Source organism: Enterobacter sp. HG048 (assembly GCF_024702055.1).
Lineage (GTDB): Bacteria > Pseudomonadota > Gammaproteobacteria > Enterobacterales > Enterobacteriaceae > Enterobacter > Enterobacter dykesii.
Map to the genome: position 1 here is coordinate 98,915 of NZ_JANLIZ010000014.1, position 16,320 is coordinate 115,234.

Here is a 16,320-nt window from a genome sequence, read left to right on the forward strand (position 1 = left end):
CAGGGAGTTAATATGCTTTGGTCATTTATCGCTGTCTGTTTTTCCGCATGGCTTTATGTCGATGCGTCGTACCGCGGTCCCACATGGCAGCGCTGGTTGTTTAAACCGGTCACGCTGTTGCTCCTGCTGCTGCTGGCCTGGCAAGCGCCGATGTTTAACGCCGTCAGCTATCTGGTGCTCGCCGGGCTTTGTGCATCCCTGATTGGCGATGCCTTAACCCTGCTGCCGCGCCAGCGTCTGCTCTATGCTGTGGGCGCGTTCTTCCTCTCCCATCTGCTGTATACCATCTACTTTGCCAGCCAGATGACGCTCTCCTTCTTCTGGCCGCTGCCGCTGGTGCTGCTGGTGATTGGCGCGCTGCTGATTGCGGTGATCTGGTCACGACTGGAAGAGATGCGTTTGCCGGTCTGTACGTTTATCGCCATGACGCTGGTGATGGTGTGGCTGGCAGGCGAGCTGTGGTTCTTCCGTCCGACCGCTCCGGCGATGTCCGCTTTCTTCGGCGCCGCGCTGCTGCTGATCGGGAATGTCGTCTGGCTGGGCAGCCACTATCGCCGCCGCTTCCGGGCGGATAACGCGATTGCCGCCGCGTGTTACTTTGCCGGGCATTTCCTGATTGTGCGTTCGCTGTATATCTAAATAGCGCTTGACTCTGGAGTCGACTCCAGAGTGTATGCTGCGGTTAATGAGAAAATTATCATTGCCGGAGACTGCCATGTCGACTCCAGAAATACCTAAAAAAGTACCTCAATTCTCGGCACTTAAGCTCAGCCCGGTGCCGTCGAAAGACGACTGCTGCTGCGAAGGCGCGTGCGAAACGCCAACTCAACCCCTTCCTGAAAGCGGCAACCGCTACAGCTGGGTCGTCAACGGCATGGACTGCGCGGCCTGCGCCCGCAAGGTGGAAAACGCCGTCAAACAGGTGCCGGGCGTGAGTCACGTTCAGGTGCTGTTCGCCACCGAAAAGCTGCTGGTTAGCGCCGATACCGACGTCAGCAAACAGGTTGAAGCCGCCGTCAGCAAGGCGGGCTATACCCTGCGCAGCGAAACGACGCCCGTTGAAAAAGCCTCCACCCTGAAAGAAAACCTGCCGCTCGTTACCCTCATCATCATGATGGCCCTGAGCTGGGGGCTGGAGCAGATTAACCATCCGTTCGGCAATCTGGCGTTTATCGCCACCACGCTGGTCGGCCTGTTCCCGATTGCCCGTCAGGCGCTGCGCCTGATGAAAAGCGGCAGCTGGTTTGCCATCGAAACGCTGATGAGCGTGGCGGCAATCGGCGCGCTGTTCATTGGCGCGACGGCAGAAGCGGCGATGGTACTGCTGCTGTTCTTAATCGGCGAACGCCTTGAGGGCTGGGCGGCGAGCCGGGCGCGTAAAGGGGTCAGCGCGCTGATGGCGCTGAAGCCGGAAACCGCCACGCGCGTGGTAAACGGCACGCGTGAAACGGTCGCCATCACTACGCTGCGTCCGGGCGACGTGATTGAGGTGGCCGCAGGGGGGCGTCTGCCTGCAGACGGCGCGCTGCTTACCGCCACCGCGAGCTTTGATGAAAGCGCCCTGACCGGGGAATCCATTCCGGTAGAGCGCGCCGCGGGTGAAAAAGTGCCTGCTGGCGCCACCAGCGTCGACCGTCTGGTGCAGCTCACCGTGCTTTCCGAGCCGGGCGACAGCGCCATCGACCGTATCCTTAAGCTGATTGAAGAGGCCGAAGAGCGCCGCGCGCCGGTCGAACGCTTTATCGATCGCTTCAGCCGAATTTATACCCCTGCCATCATGCTGGTTGCCCTGCTGGTCACCGTCGTCCCGCCGCTGTTATTTGGCGCGCCGTGGGAGGGCTGGATTTATAAAGGGCTGACGCTGCTGCTGATTGGCTGCCCGTGCGCGCTGGTGATTTCCACCCCGGCTGCGATTACCTCAGGTCTTGCGTCGGCGGCGCGTCGCGGGGCGCTGATTAAGGGCGGCGCGGCGCTGGAGCAACTGAGCCAGGTCCAGCATATCGCCTTCGATAAAACCGGTACGTTAACCGTGGGTAAGCCGCAGGTAACCGGCGTATATCCGCAGGAAATCAGTGAAGATGAGCTGCTGACCCTGGCCGCCGCCGTTGAACAGGGGTCCACTCACCCGCTGGCGCAGGCGATGGTGCGAGAAGCGCAGTCGCGCGGGCTGGACATCCCTCCGGCAATCGCCCAGCGGGCGCTGGTCGGGTCAGGGATTGAGGCCATCGTTGACGGTAAAAAGGTGCTGATTGTCGCGGCGGGCAAGTCTTCTAATCCAGAGGTTGAGGCGTTAGAACAGACCGGACAAACCGTCGTGATCGTCCTGCAGGACGGCGTCGCGAAAGGGATGCTGGCACTGCGCGATACCCTGCGCGATGACGCCAAAGGAGCCGTGGCGGCGCTGCACAAGCTGGGCGTGCAGGGCGTTATACTCACCGGTGATAACCCTCGCGCGGCGGCAGCGATTGCCGGTGAGCTAGGGCTGGAGTTTAAAGCCGGACTGTTGCCTGCGGATAAGGTCAGCGCCGTGACGGAGCTGAACGCTCGCGCGCCGCTGGCAATGGTCGGTGACGGGATTAACGATGCCCCGGCGATGAAAGCGTCCACCATCGGTATAGCGATGGGCAGCGGCACCGACGTGGCGCTGGAAACGGCCGACGCGGCATTGACGCACAACCGCCTGACCGGGCTGGCGCAGATGATTAGCCTGGCGCGCGCGACGCGGGCCAACATCCGTCAGAACATCGGCATTGCGCTCGGGCTGAAAGGAATTTTCCTCGTGACGACGCTGCTCGGCATGACCGGACTGTGGCTGGCGGTGCTGGCGGATACCGGGGCAACGGTACTGGTGACGGCGAACGCGCTGCGGCTGCTTCGTCGCCGGTAAAAAAAGCCCGGTGGCGCTAGCGCTTACCGGGCCTCCATGTCCTGCTAACTCGTAGGTCGGGTAAGGCGAAGCCGCCACCCGACTTTTTTATAAGAAATAGCTCATCGCCAGGCCTAAAAACAGCACCAGACCAACGTAGTTATTGTTCATAAACGCTTTAAAACAGGCGTCACGTTCACGCTTAGCAATCAGCTTTTGCTGGTACGCAAACAGCAGTCCCGCCACCAGCACGGACCAGTAAAACTCCCAGTTCAGCCCGTTCAGGCGACCAATCGCGACCATCAGCGCCAGTACCGCAACCTGCAGGATACCGATAATCAGCTTGTCCTGACGACCAAAGAGGATGGCGGTGGATTTGATGCCAATTTTCAGGTCATCGTCGCGGTCTACCATCGCGTATTGCGTGTCATACGCCACGGCCCAGAGAATGTTCGCCAGAAACATCAGCCAGCAGCTGAGCGGTAAGGACTCACTAACCGCCGCAAACGCCATCGGAATCGACCAGCCAAACGCCGCACCCAGCACCACCTGAGGCAGGTGGGTATAGCGTTTCATAAACGGATAAACCCAGGCCAACGCCAGCGCCGCAACGGAAAGCAGAATGGTCATGGTGTTGAGGGTTAACACCAGCAGGAAAGAGAGCAGCACCAGAACAATAAACAGCACGCGGGCTTCTTTCCCGGTGACCTGCCCGCTGGGTAACGGACGACCGGCAGTACGCTTAACATGACCGTCGAATTTACGATCGGCATAGTCGTTGACCACGCAGCCCGCCGCGCGCATCAGCCAGACGCCGGCAACGAACACGCCAAGGATCCACAGCGGCGGCACGCCCGGCGTGGCGAGCCACAGCGCCCACAGGGTCGGCCACAGCAGCAGTAGCGCGCCAATGGGTTTATCGGTACGCATTAAGCGGTGATACGCCAACAGCTTATTCTGCGTCAGGCTCCACTCCATTTTTTCTTCCTCTTAGTACAACGGTGATGCCGGTAAAAAAAGCTCCGTCAGAATTAACGGTTTACCGCTCAGGCGAAGGCGGGAACGACGCCCCCACAGTTCGGCATCACGACCAATCTCAATAAAATCCCGGGTAAGCTCAGACGAGGTGAAAAGGTAACGCCCCAGCGGCGTTTTCCCCAGACGTTGCAGCGCCAGCTCTGGCCCGGAAAGAGTTGACTCGGGCACCACCGTCCGTCCGGCAAGCCACGGCTCACCATCAGCACAGAGTAAAATTTCGCGCAGCCAGTAGCGTGGCTCTTGCGGCAGCAGCGGCAGCTCGCTGGCGATCTCATCGCCAGAGACAAACCCTTCCTGAATCAGGGTCACCGTGACCGTTTTACCCTGTTGCTCAAAACGTTTCGTCATGGAATCTTCCAGCAACAGCCAGTCCAGTTGCTGCGGATCAAGCGCAGGTATTTGGTCGAAATAGCGCAGCGCACGCAGTTGCGTTAGCGCAGGGTGTGACATGCCAGACTCTCCGATACATAACGTAATGGCATTGTATCGCAGAAACACGGATTGAGGGGGGCCAAACGTTATTTAACGATCACGATCGCAACATAGGCGCAACAGCCTGGCGGATACGAAAAAAAGTGCGCCCACTCAGGCGCACCAAACTACTAACAAATCAGCACTGTGGGGAAACGGTTACCCCTTGCCTTTTACACTGCTGATAAAGGTGGAACGGGCAGTGGTTGAACCTAAACGTTCGGCTTCATCAAGCAGTTTCAGCGCTTTATCGACATCGCCGCGCTTCACCGCCTGCTTAATGGCGTTGTTGAAGTATTCTTCGGTGTCGTTCAGCACCGGCTCAGCCTTCTTCGCCGGGGCAGGCGCTGCGGCCGCTACCGGTGCGGCTGCCGTGGAAGCTGGCGCGGTATAGGCAGGTGCAGCTGTGTTACCTACAGTGACAGGGCCGGAACCGGAAGAGCCAAACAGCGGGCCGACCAGCACGCTGGAACCGCTGTTCGTTTTCACCTTCAGCTTTAACGTTCCGTCGGTGACGTGACGAGCAATCGGGTCTGGAATATCAGGAATCGCGTTACCGGTACCTTTTGCGTAGGCTTTAGCCGGATCGAGCAACGTGGTGGTCTTCTGAAGATCTTGCTCAGTAGTAAAGACCAGCACGTAGAGTTTTTGCTGGCCGAGCGCTGGCGTAAGGCGCATGACGCCTTCCAGACGGTCGGCGCTCATTACGCCGGGTTCCTGATATGTAAAGTATTCACTAGGGAAAAAGGCAGATGGCGTCATGTTCTGATCGAGAATAAGCACGTTTGGTGCAAATACGCTCGTCTGCTTGTTAACCTCACTGGTCAACGTAATGGCCAGTTCACCGATATTGGCGGGTACGCTATACGCAGCGACAGGGCCGGTAATACCCGGAACATTAAGTGACTGACCAGCCGTTGAAAGCTGGGTGGTCTGGGTTTTAGACTGATCGACAGGGGTCCAGACCAGCTGTTGCAATGCCGCTGTCGGAATGGCTGGCGCGGATGTTGTGTTTTGTGGAACGAAATTGACGTTAGCGAGCGTTACAGAAGGCGCGCTCGCCAGCAGCCCTGCGGTTAAACAAAGGGCAAGGAGAGTTTTGTTCATTTTCATTGTTATCACCTCAAAATGCACAGGTTCAGCGGTAGCCAGGCAATAGCGCGCCGTCCCAAGGATTGAGGGGCTTGCGCCCCTCAGTTTGGTCATTACGTCAGGTTAAGACGGGATTACCACCAGATTTCCATCTGGGCGCCGAAGGACCACTCGTCGTTGTCGCCGCGGCTGAAGCTTTTCGCAGTGGTATCGCTATAGGCCATGCCTGGGGTGTAACCCGCAACGGAGTTTTTACCTGAAGGCGCATAACCCCATTTTTCATCCCACTTGGCATAGGTGGCGAAGACGCGGATTGCTGGACGTGACCAGATGCTGTCGCCAGCCTGCCACTGTTGTGCCAGGGTGATTTTATACTGGTTGTTGGTTTCGCCAGTTTCCTGAGATTTGACGTTGTCGTAGCCCACTTCAAGCAGAGTGCTCATGATAGGCGTCCATTTGTACATAGGACGAACGCCTACGGTCCACCATTTCGTACCGTTGTTGTTATCCCAGTTGATATCCTGGTACATACCGACGTACATCAGGTCCCAGCTATCGCCCAGGGAGATAGCACCGTGGTCAAGTACGCGCCACAGGTGCCCGTTGTTGTTGATGCCGTAGTTGATATCGTCAGTGGTGCCAATGTTCGAACCTTGCGACAGACCTTTACCCTGAGAGGTCATAGAGTCAGTTGCATATTGCAGAACAAACTTGTTGTAGCCTTTCAGCATGCTCTGCGTGTGTTCAGCGGTGAACATCCAGCCATCTTTAGATGCGCCGTCGATCAGGTGATAATCATCACGTGGGTTTGCACGGCCGTAATCAGCCCCCAGCTCCAGGGTACCGCCCGGGTTAATTTCCATCTGGGCTAAACGCACGTCAAAGACATCGTTCGCCGTACGAGTGGTGTAGTCATAAACGCTGTTGCTGGCGAAGGATGAAGAACCGCCGGCTTCAGAAGAACGGGTTGCAGCCAGAGAGAGCTTACCAAAACCTACGTCGATGTTTTCCAGACCCGCACCAGGACCTGAAATATCCCAGTAGTAGAAGTCGATCATGTGGACGTCATGACGCTGATAGAAGCGCTTACCGGCCCAGATAGTCGAACCTGGCAGCCATTCAATCAGGTTTTTACCCTGCACGTTGGCTTCACGGAACGCCGGGTCAGTGGCCTCCCAGTCGTTCTGTTGCGCCACGGAATACGCGACGTTGGTGTCGAAGTAGAAGCTCTTATCGCCTTCTTTCCACACTTCCTGGCCCAGTTTCAGTTCCGCATAGGTTTCACATTCGTTACCCAGACGGTATTTACTTTGAGCACCGGTTGCCTGGAAGCACTGTTGTTCGCCGCCACTACCCGTCCAGCCGATACCGGAACGAGCATAACCATGGAAATCCACGGCCAGTGCCTGAGCAGACATTACGCCCGCTGCGACGGCAACTGCCAGAGGAAGTTTGCGCAGAGTAATCATCATTCTATCTCCTGAGATCATTGCTTTTCTTTGAACACTTCACCTGTCGGTTTCGTGTCTTCTTTTGGGATTGCTTAAACGCCTGGCTCTTTGTGCAACCGACGACATGCAGTGCCATCCTCACGGAACAGATGGCAACGCTCTGGCGGCAAGCCGATAGCGAATGTGGCACCCTCTTCTACCAACACCACGTCGTTCTGGCGGTAGACCAGGTTCTGACGGATGGCGGGGATCTGGATATGAATCTGTGTTTCGTGACCAAGCTGTTCGACGACCTGAACGTCACCTTCCAGGGTCACATCAGCGATGTGGCTCGGCAGCAGATGCTCAGGACGAATACCGAGGGACATGTTTGCCCCGACCTGTACGTTGGCGCTGTCGACCGGCAGCCAGACCTGCTGGCGGTTTGGCAGCTCCACCTGTACCTGTTCAATGGCTGTCGCGGTCACTTTGACGGGCAGGAAGTTCATCTTTGGCGAGCCAATAAAGCCCGCAACAAAGCGGTCTGCCGGGTAGTGGTACAGCTCCAGCGGTTTACCCACCTGCGCCACGCGACCGGCATCCAGCACCACGATTTTGTCGGCGAGGGTCATCGCTTCCACCTGATCGTGGGTGACGTAAATCATCGTGCGGCCAAGACGCTTATGCAGACGGGAGATTTCAATACGCATCTGGACGCGCAGGGCGGCATCCAGGTTAGAGAGAGGTTCATCGAGCAGGAACACGCGCGGTTCGGCCACCAGCGTACGGCCAATCGCCACACGCTGACGCTGCCCGCCGGAAAGCGCTTTCGGTTTACGCTCCAGCAGATGCGCCAGCTGTAACACTTCCGCCACCTGCGTCACGCGCTGGTTAATCACCTCTTTCTTCGCGCCGGCCAGCTTCAGGCCAAAGGACATATTTTCGGCAACGGAAAGGTGGGGATAGAGTGCATAAGACTGGAACACCATGCCTACGCCACGTTCGGCAGGCGGGATGTCGTTCATTCGGGTATCACCAATCAGCAGGTCGCCGCTGGTAATCGTTTCAAGACCGGCAATCATACGCAGCAGAGTAGATTTACCACAGCCTGATGGGCCAACAAACACCACGAATTCGCCTTCGTTGATGTCCAGATTGATGTCTTTCGACACCACAACGTCACCCCAGGCTTTCGTTACATTACGCAGCTGTACGCTCGCCATGCCCTTCTCCCTTCGTTACAACCTGTCACCGACAGAAACATTCAAGATAAGTTCACTATGGGGTATCCATTACTTTCCCGAATCCTCCACCCCCCGCCTTTTTTATGGGGGAGGAGGCGGGAGGATGAGAGAGCAGGCTCTGCGACCGCCGTAGGCGGGCTGAGGCAAAATTCGTGAAGCCGCCTGCAAAATTCGGTGGGTTTTTATGTGCGCCAGCACTCATAACTTAAATTTATGCAACGGAGATCACACAAACGGGGGGTGGGGCGTAGGGGTTAGGAGGATGGAAAGAGGATGTCAAATAAGGAGACTGAGACACGTTGAACCACTGAAGTCATACCACGAGACATCACCAAAAAGGATGGCAGCTATGAATATCAAGACTGGCGCACGCGTTTTCGCATTGTCCGCCCTCGCAGCAATGATGGTTTCCGCACCGGCGCTCGCCAAAATTGAAGAAGGCAAACTGGTTATCTGGATTAACGGCGACAAAGGCTATAACGGCCTGGCCGAAGTGGGCAAAAAATTCGAGAAAGATACCGGCATCAAAGTGACCGTAGAACACCCGGACAAACTGGAAGAGAAGTTCCCGCAGGTTGCAGCAACCGGCGACGGCCCGGACATCATCTTCTGGGCGCATGACCGTTTCGGGGGTTACGCGCAGTCTGGCCTGCTGGCTGAAGTGACGCCGGACAAAGCTTTCCAGGACAAACTGTTCCCGTTCACCTGGGACGCCGTTCGCTATAACGGCAAGCTGATCGCATACCCTATCGCGGTTGAAGCCCTGTCTCTGATTTACAACAAAGACCTGGTACCAAACCCACCGAAAACCTGGGAAGAGATCCCGAAACTGGATAAAGAGCTGAAGGCGAAAGGTAAATCCGCGCTGATGTTCAACCTGCAAGAGCCGTACTTCACCTGGCCGCTGATTGCTGCCGACGGCGGTTACGCGTTCAAGTTTGAAAACGGCAAATATGACGTTAAAGACGTGGGCGTGGACAACGCTGGCGCGAAAGCGGGTCTGACCTTCCTGGTGGATCTGATCAAGAACAAACACATGAACGCGGATACCGACTACTCCATCGCGGAAGCGGCGTTCAACAAAGGCGAAACCGCGATGACCATCAACGGTCCGTGGGCCTGGACCAACATCGACAAGAGCAAAGTCAACTACGGCGTGACGCTGCTGCCAACCTTCAAAGGCAAGCCATCTAAACCGTTCGTTGGCGTGCTGAGCGCGGGCATCAACGCCGCCAGCCCGAACAAAGAGCTGGCGAAAGAGTTCCTGGAAAACTACCTGCTGACCGATCAGGGTCTGGATGAAGTGAACAAGGACAAACCGCTGGGCGCCGTCGCGCTGAAATCCTTCCAGGATCAGCTGGCGAAAGACCCACGTATCGCGGCCACCATGGATAACGCCCAGAAAGGCGAAATCATGCCGAACATCCCACAGATGGCTGCGTTCTGGTACGCCACGCGTACCGCGGTCATCAACGCTGCAAGCGGTCGTCAGACTGTCGATGCCGCGCTGAAAGATGCTCAGGGTCGTATTACTAAGTAATGACGTAGTCCCCTCTCCCTCTCCCCCAGGAGAGGGAGAAAAGATCAAACGTTGTAGAGGAAAAACCCCATGGATGTCATTAAAAAGAAACGCTGGTGGCAAAGCGACGCGCTGAAGTGGTCAGCGATAGGTCTGCTGTGTCTGCTGGTGGGTTACCTTGTTGTTTTAATGTACGTACAAGGGGAATATCTGTTTGCCATCATGACGCTGATTTTAAGCTCTGCTGGCCTGTATATTTTCGCTAATCGTAAAGCCTATGCCTGGCGCTATGTCTACCCGGGCGTGGCCGGGATGGGGCTGTTTGTCCTGTTCCCGCTGATTTGTACCATCGCCATTGCGTTTACCAACTACAGCAGCACCAACCAGCTTGCGCAGGAACGCGCGCAGCAGGTCCTGCTGGATCGCTCATATCAGGCAGGCAAGACCTTTAACTTCGCCCTGTATCCTGCCGGGAACGAGTGGAAGTTAGCGCTTACTGACGAAGCAAGCAGCAAATACTATGTCTCCGACGCGTTCAAATTTGGCGGCGAGCAGAAGCTGGCCTTAAAAGAGGCACAGGCCCTGCCAGAGGGTGAACGTGCCAACCTGCGCGTCATTACCCAGAACCGTCAGGCGCTGACCCAGCTCACCGCCGTCCTGCCAGACGAAAGTAAGGTGACCATGAGCTCGCTGCGCCAGTTCTCCGGCACGCAGCCGCTCTATACCCTGGCGGACGACGGCACGCTGACCAACAACCAGAGCGGCGTGAAATACCGTCCGAATAACGACATTGGTTTCTATCAGTCCGTTACTGCCGACGGCAAATGGGGTGATGACAAGCTCAGCCCGGGCTATACCGTCACCATCGGCTGGGACAACTTTACCCGCGTGTTTACCGACGAAGGCATTCAGAAACCGTTCTTCGCCATCTTCGTCTGGACGGTGGTCTTCTCCGTACTGACGGTGATCCTGACCGTGGCCGTGGGCATGGTGCTGGCCTGTCTGGTCCAGTGGGAATCCCTGAAAGGCAAAGCGATTTACCGCGTGCTGCTGATCCTGCCGTATGCCGTACCGTCGTTTATCTCGATTCTGATTTTCAAAGGGCTGTTTAACCAGAGCTTCGGTGAAATCAACATGATGCTGAGCGCCCTGTTCGGCATCAAACCGGCCTGGTTCAGCGACCCGACCACCGCTCGCTCGATGATTATCATCGTGAACACCTGGCTCGGTTATCCGTACATGATGATCCTCTGCATGGGCCTGCTGAAGGCTATCCCGGACGATCTGTATGAAGCCTCGGCGATGGACGGCGCGGGCCCGTTCCAGAACTTCTTTAAAATTACGCTGCCGCTGCTCATTAAGCCGCTGACGCCGCTGATGATTGCCAGCTTCGCCTTTAACTTTAACAACTTCGTGCTGATTCAGCTGTTGACCAACGGCGGCCCGGACCGCCTTGGCACCACGACGCCAGCAGGCTATACCGACCTGCTCGTGAGCTACACCTACCGTATCGCCTTCGAAGGCGGCGGCGGCCAGGACTTCGGTCTGGCGGCGGCGATTGCCACCCTGATCTTCCTGCTGGTTGGCGCTCTGGCGATTGTGAACCTGAAAGCCACACGTATGAAATTTGACTAAGGAGGGCATCGATCATGGCAATGGTACAACCCAAATCTCAAAAACTGCGCCTCCTGGCGACGCACTTAGGCCTGCTGATTTTCATCGCGGCGATCATGTTCCCGCTGCTGATGGTTATCGCCATCTCCCTGCGTTCGGGTAACTTCGCGACGGGGAGCCTGATCCCGGACGAAATCTCCTGGGAACACTGGAAGCTCGCGCTGGGCTTCAGCGTGGAACACGCGGATGGCCGCGTCACGCCGCCGCCGTTCCCGGTGCTGCTGTGGCTGTGGAACTCGGTGAAAATCGCCGGGATCACCGCGATAGGCATCGTGACGCTCTCCACGACCTGTGCGTACGCTTTCGCCCGTATGAAGTTCCCGGGCAAAGCCTCACTGCTGAAAGGGATGCTGATTTTCCAGATGTTCCCGGCCGTGCTGTCTCTGGTGGCGCTGTATGCCCTGTTTGACCGTCTGGGCCAGTACATACCGTTTATCGGTCTGAACACCCACGGCGGCGTGATCTTCGCCTACCTTGGCGGTATCGCACTGCATGTGTGGACCATCAAAGGCTATTTCGAAACCATCGACGGCTCGCTGGAAGAAGCGGCCGCGCTGGATGGCGCAACCCCGTGGCAGGCGTTCCGCCTGGTGCTGCTGCCGCTGTCGGTGCCTATCCTGGCGGTAGTGTTTATTCTGTCGTTTATCGCTGCGATCACCGAAGTACCGGTTGCCTCACTGTTACTGCGTGATGTGAACAGCTACACCCTGGCCGTAGGTATGCAGCAATACCTCAACCCGCAAAACTACCTGTGGGGCGACTTTGCCGCGGCGGCCGTACTCTCTGCCATCCCGATTACCGTGGTGTTCCTGCTGGCGCAGCGCTGGCTGGTCAACGGCCTGACGGCGGGCGGTGTGAAAGGTTAAGTTTCATTTTGTTATGCCACTGCAACCCTCAACTTTAGACGTATTGTATTGACCCAACTTGTGACTGTTGTTAGGCGGCCTCCGGGCCGCCATTTTTTTATTCGCGCTTCAGCCGCTTCGAATTACACAGCCAGAGGGTGATCACCAGCAGCAGGATCGCCGCCGAGTAGATCAGCACGTCGAGCGGGGATTTATGATCGACGATGATCAGCCGCACTATCGCAGTGATCCCAATGTAGACAAAATAACGCAGCGGGAAGTGAAAGCCGGACTGAAAGTACTTCACAATCAGGGCGATAAATTCAAAGTAGAGAAAGTAGACCACCAGGCCTTCCACCAGCGCATATTTGCTGGTTTGTTCAGGGGCGAACAGCACATCCGCAAGATGCACCGTCTCTTTACCCAAAAAGACGACCAGTATCAGGCCAAGGCTCAACAGACCGAGGTTCAGCACGGTCTGGAGGATAGTTGAGATAAACTCAACGCGCGGGCGAGTCAGGGATGTCATACAGCACCTCATTCTCCAGGGCGAGGTTCCTGTATAACGCAAAAATGTGACGGGGATCTATATTTTTTGTTTATGTTTGACGCAATGGAGAGGATTCCCCTCTCCCCTTAGGGGAGAGGGTGAGAGGCATCAGCGGAAGTTAATGTTCTTATCGCTCGTCATGTCATACAGCTGGAACTTACGTCCAAGCTGTTGACCCCCGTCACGCGTCAGCGGCGTCCAGCCTACTGCCGCACGGCTGCGGGTTGGGCCTGACGAGAACAGATCCAGCGGAATCGACACGTAGACCCCTTTGGTGAAGTCCCCTTCCCCGTACTCGTCCGGCGAAACGTTGGTGATGGTGGCGTAGCCGCCCACCACGACGCCGCTGTCGAAGTGTTTAGAGATATCCAGCGTACCGCCCTTATCGCCCGCCAGGTACTGGCCGACGCTGGCTTTCACCAGCACGTCAGGTGCGAACGACGGCGTCCAGTAGGCGGTCAGATGGCCCGTTTTGACGCTGTAGTCGGTGAACTTCATCATGTCCTGCGCGCTGCGCCAGTCACGCTGCTTGACGTAGTTGGCATCAAGCCCGAACGCCCAGTTGCTGTCGACAGGACGATAAAGCACTTCCGCCCCCGCGCCGCCGTACATGGTTTCCAGATACCCGCCGTACACCTGGCCGTAGAAGCCGTTGCCGAAGTACTGGAAGTAGTTGGCCTGCAGGTTATTCACGTAAGCATCGTTCTGCACGTATTCACGCACGCGAGTACGCACGCGCGGCAGCTGTGAGTCTTTTGGCGGATTGGTGTAGTTGAACTTGTCGTAGTTGTTAGCGATGTTGCCGAACAGGCTACCGGTGGTCAGCAGGTGGTCGGTAAGCCACAGATCCGCCGTCGCCATGACGCCCAGCTGATACATGTAGAAGTTTTCCGGCCCGCCCACGGACTGGTTCAGCACCGGATCGATATGGAAATCGAAGCGCGATTTGTCGATATACCAGCCCTGCTCGGTGGTTTCCGGCACGATCGGTTCTACGCGTTTTTGCACCAGCTCGGTTTCATGCCCGAGCGGTTCACCTTCCAGATGGCGCTTGAGGCTGGCAACGTCCGTTTCCGTCGTCACCTGCGGCAGGTTAAGGCGGTTTTCCGTCACGCGGATCGTGCGGATCCCCTCCGGCAGATCGTTCATCACGATCCGGTTAGCGCGTTCGATCCCTTCGCGCGAGTCGCGGTATTTCACCTGCTCGCCGGTGACGTACAGCGTATCGCCTTTCACCTGAATTTTCGGATCCGCCAGGCCGGCATTGTATTTCAGCAGCGTCAGCTGGTTTGCCACCACGGAGTGCTGCAGAATCGCGTCCTGCGGCTCCGGCTGGTATGCAGGGCGCGCGTTATCATTGTAGTGTGGCCGCATATCGTTAAAGTTGGTGCGCAGCGTGAAGCCAAACATCACGGTGTTGCCGCGCTCGTAGCTGAGGTTAACGTCGGCCCAGTCGGTGACGCGATAAATGGCGCCGACGTTAAACTTGCTCTTCTGCTCAATCTTCCCGGCGAAGTCCTGCGAGTAGTCATTCCCTTCATATTCCAGCTTCAGGCGTAATGGCTGCCAGGGCGTTTGATACTCCACGCCGCCAAACAGCGATGCCGGACCGTGGAACATCTGATCCCCGTTGATGGAACCCGCTTTCTTATAGCTGTTATCGCGGTAGCAGTATTTATCGCTGTAGGAGCAAAACGGATTTTTCACGTTACCGCCAGTGCCCAGGTAGCCCCATCCCAGGCCGAGCGAGAAGTCGAACGGCCCCCAGGCTTTACTGGCCACGATGTATTCAGCATCAAACAGACCGGTACCACCGATATCTTTGGCGCCCACGGACACCTGCGGCATCCAGTAGCTCTCTTCCCACAGGCGCAGCTTGACGTCGAAGGCTTTATCTTTGTAGGTCTGGTCGCCGGAGAACGCATCAACGCTGCTGTACTGTTTCGTACGCACGTCGGTGTAACGCAGCGTGGTTTCAAGCCACGGGAACAGCTGCACCGACGCCGAGTAGTAACGATACTGATCGTTATCACGGTAGTTAAGGCTAATTTCCCCTTCGCGCGCCATCCGCGCTGTGGGCGTTTGCAGCAAACCGACGCCGCCGAAGTCTGACTGAGACGGGCCAATAGGTGCCGGATACGTTTCTGCATGGCACGCGGCACTCACGCAGAGCGCCAGCATGCTGTAGAGATAGGTTCTTTTCATTATTCCGGTATCCGCTGAATCAGGGAGTGAAGGATATCGGCGTTAAGCCCGTCATACGCCTTCGTCCAGAAATGGTCGGCAAAACCGACAAAAATGATGCTGCCCGGCATAGGTTCGATATGCCGTTTATTCCAGTAAGCGACGGGGGCTTTTTGTGTGTGCCCGTCAGGGTAAACCACCCAGGCGTAGCTGTTATCGGCACCGCTCAGCAGGCTCTGCTCGTCGAGGTAGCTCGCCACGTCGCGACCGGGCGTAAAGGGCTTTTTACCCGGGCTGCTGATAAGCCCCATCACGGTCACCGTCGTCGGCTTTTCCGGCAGCCAGAGCGTATACTCCCCTTCCAGCGCGGGGTTGCCCTTTTCCGTAACGCGCACGTCATCCGGGTCAAGATTCACGTTCTGACGGCCCGTCACCTTCAGCGCCTGCAGCTGCTGGCGAACGCTGTTAATGGCCGCCGCGTCGTCGCCATCCTCCTGCTCCGCTAACCCCGTCAGCCTGGCAAGGAGCGCCTTGTGCTGTTGTTCCACTTCAGCGGTCTTCTGCCGTTCAGCGATCACTGCCCCCGGCCACCAGCTGTTGGCGAGCCTTGGCTGTCCGACGAGATCGAGCAGATGCTCAGCGTGGGTTAAGGTTTTGGGTTTTTCACTGTCCGGCGTGTAGACCTTCACCGTCCCTGCGGAACATGCCAGCGGCGCGGCAAGGCTGGCGATAAGCGCAACGTGGATGAGCGTTTTCATGATTTCGCCGCCTTGATCAGGGTGGTTTTCACCGGGAAGAATCCGGCACCGAGATACTGCAGGGACTGGCGGATCTGCCCTTCCTCGTCGATCCAGAAGCGGTTGTGCCAGGTGGCCTGGTCGGTGGTGACTTCTTCATCCAGCACGCGAACATGGGTTTCGTCGCTGCCGACTTTCACGCTGTCCGTGCCGTCCCAGCGGAAAGTCGAGCGTGCCGTGGCGTAACGCACCTGCTTGTGCTCGGTCCAGCCCATCGTGCGCGTCCAGCCTGCGCCGTCGGCGATCTGGTTCGGCTTGATCAGCGGATCGGCAGCAATATTATTCACCTCCAGCAGGTTGTCGCCGCCCAGCAGGGTTTTCACGATACGACCATGCTGCGTCACGATGGTGGCCTGATCCTGCGTCACCCATTTCTGCTGCCCGTTTTCATCGAAAGCGAGCACCACAAACAGCTGCGGGCCATCATTAAGCTGCATGTACTGACTGGCATAGGGCATGTTTTGAAGTTCGTCATCGGTCAAATGCACGCCCGGCGTGCCGAACATGCTTTCCCACAGTGAGTTTCCCAGCCCTTTAGTGGTGGCCGAGCACGCCTGCAGCAGCAGGCAAATCAGAATGATTGCAGGTCGCTTCACGACTCTTCTCCGAA

At 57.1% G+C, this 16,320-nt stretch carries 14 protein-coding genes; 5 read left to right on the top strand and 9 right to left on the bottom strand.

Annotation, left to right across the window (positions count from 1 at the left end):
• Positions 1-12 precede the first annotated feature (12 nt).
• Both NUX24_RS16280 and zntA read left to right on the top strand, forming a co-directional pair.
• The gene (locus NUX24_RS16280) at positions 13-639 is read left to right on the top strand and encodes a lysoplasmalogenase (RefSeq protein WP_024906687.1); all 627 of its coding nucleotides are present in this window, start codon (positions 13-15) and stop codon (positions 637-639) included.
• A gap of 76 nt (positions 640-715) precedes the next feature.
• Positions 716-2,887, top strand: coding sequence for a Zn(II)/Cd(II)/Pb(II) translocating P-type ATPase ZntA (gene zntA, locus NUX24_RS16285; protein ID WP_257832822.1), 2,172 nt, complete (start codon positions 716-718; stop codon positions 2,885-2,887).
• A gap of 87 nt (positions 2,888-2,974) precedes the next feature.
• On the opposite strand, the gene ubiA is transcribed toward zntA, so the two are convergent.
• The 5 genes from ubiA to malK all read right to left on the bottom strand — a co-directional run bounded on the left by ubiA (position 2,975) and on the right by malK (position 8,120).
• Positions 2,975-3,844 (bottom strand): 4-hydroxybenzoate octaprenyltransferase, encoded by an 870-nt coding sequence (gene ubiA / locus NUX24_RS16290; RefSeq protein ID WP_047650908.1) that lies wholly within the window; start codon positions 3,842-3,844, stop codon positions 2,975-2,977.
• Between the two features lie 12 nt (positions 3,845-3,856).
• A complete protein-coding gene (ubiC, locus tag NUX24_RS16295; RefSeq protein WP_023334136.1) occupies positions 3,857-4,354 on the bottom strand; it encodes a chorismate lyase in 498 nt (165 codons plus the stop codon).
• Between the two features lie 180 nt (positions 4,355-4,534).
• Complete coding sequence (gene malM / locus NUX24_RS16300) at positions 4,535-5,488, bottom strand: maltose operon protein MalM (protein ID WP_257832826.1); 954 nt, start codon at positions 5,486-5,488, stop codon at positions 4,535-4,537.
• A 113-nt stretch (positions 5,489-5,601) separates the two neighbouring features.
• Complete coding sequence (locus NUX24_RS16305) at positions 5,602-6,939, bottom strand: maltoporin (protein WP_121426216.1); 1,338 nt, start codon at positions 6,937-6,939, stop codon at positions 5,602-5,604.
• A gap of 71 nt (positions 6,940-7,010) precedes the next feature.
• Positions 7,011-8,120, bottom strand: coding sequence for a maltose/maltodextrin ABC transporter ATP-binding protein MalK (gene malK, locus NUX24_RS16310; protein WP_023310005.1), 1,110 nt, complete (start codon positions 8,118-8,120; stop codon positions 7,011-7,013).
• Between the two features lie 370 nt (positions 8,121-8,490).
• Between malK and malE the strand changes: the two genes are divergently transcribed.
• The 3 genes from malE to malG all read left to right on the top strand — a co-directional run bounded on the left by malE (position 8,491) and on the right by malG (position 12,200).
• Positions 8,491-9,681, top strand: a complete 1,191-nt coding sequence (gene malE, locus NUX24_RS16315) for a maltose/maltodextrin ABC transporter substrate-binding protein MalE (protein ID WP_033144384.1) — start codon at positions 8,491-8,493, stop codon at positions 9,679-9,681.
• A 69-nt stretch (positions 9,682-9,750) separates the two neighbouring features.
• On the top strand, positions 9,751-11,295 hold the full coding sequence (malF, locus tag NUX24_RS16320) for a maltose ABC transporter permease MalF (RefSeq protein WP_257832831.1): 1,545 nt from the start codon (positions 9,751-9,753) through the stop codon (positions 11,293-11,295).
• A 14-nt stretch (positions 11,296-11,309) separates the two neighbouring features.
• Complete coding sequence (malG, locus tag NUX24_RS16325; RefSeq protein WP_047650903.1) at positions 11,310-12,200, top strand: maltose ABC transporter permease MalG; 891 nt, start codon at positions 11,310-11,312, stop codon at positions 12,198-12,200.
• Positions 12,201-12,297: 97 nt separating this feature from the next.
• Here malG and psiE read toward each other — a convergent pair whose 3' ends face one another.
• The 4 genes from psiE to NUX24_RS16345 all read right to left on the bottom strand — a co-directional run bounded on the left by psiE (position 12,298) and on the right by NUX24_RS16345 (position 16,306).
• Positions 12,298-12,708, bottom strand: coding sequence for a phosphate-starvation-inducible protein PsiE (psiE, locus tag NUX24_RS16330; protein WP_000202963.1), 411 nt, complete (start codon positions 12,706-12,708; stop codon positions 12,298-12,300).
• A 129-nt stretch (positions 12,709-12,837) separates the two neighbouring features.
• Positions 12,838-14,934, bottom strand: a complete 2,097-nt coding sequence (locus NUX24_RS16335) for a YjbH domain-containing protein (protein WP_214577530.1) — start codon at positions 14,932-14,934, stop codon at positions 12,838-12,840.
• Positions 14,934-15,671 carry a capsule biosynthesis GfcC family protein gene (locus NUX24_RS16340; RefSeq protein WP_257832834.1) on the bottom strand — a complete coding sequence of 246 codons (738 nt, stop codon included), beginning with the start codon at positions 15,669-15,671 and terminating at the stop codon, positions 14,934-14,936. The genes NUX24_RS16335 and NUX24_RS16340 overlap by 1 nt, the downstream gene beginning before the upstream one ends.
• Positions 15,668-16,306 (bottom strand): YjbF family lipoprotein, encoded by a 639-nt coding sequence (locus tag NUX24_RS16345; protein WP_257832836.1) that lies wholly within the window; start codon positions 16,304-16,306, stop codon positions 15,668-15,670. Before NUX24_RS16345 ends, NUX24_RS16340 begins: the two co-directional genes overlap by 4 nt.
• Positions 16,307-16,320 lie beyond the last annotated feature (14 nt).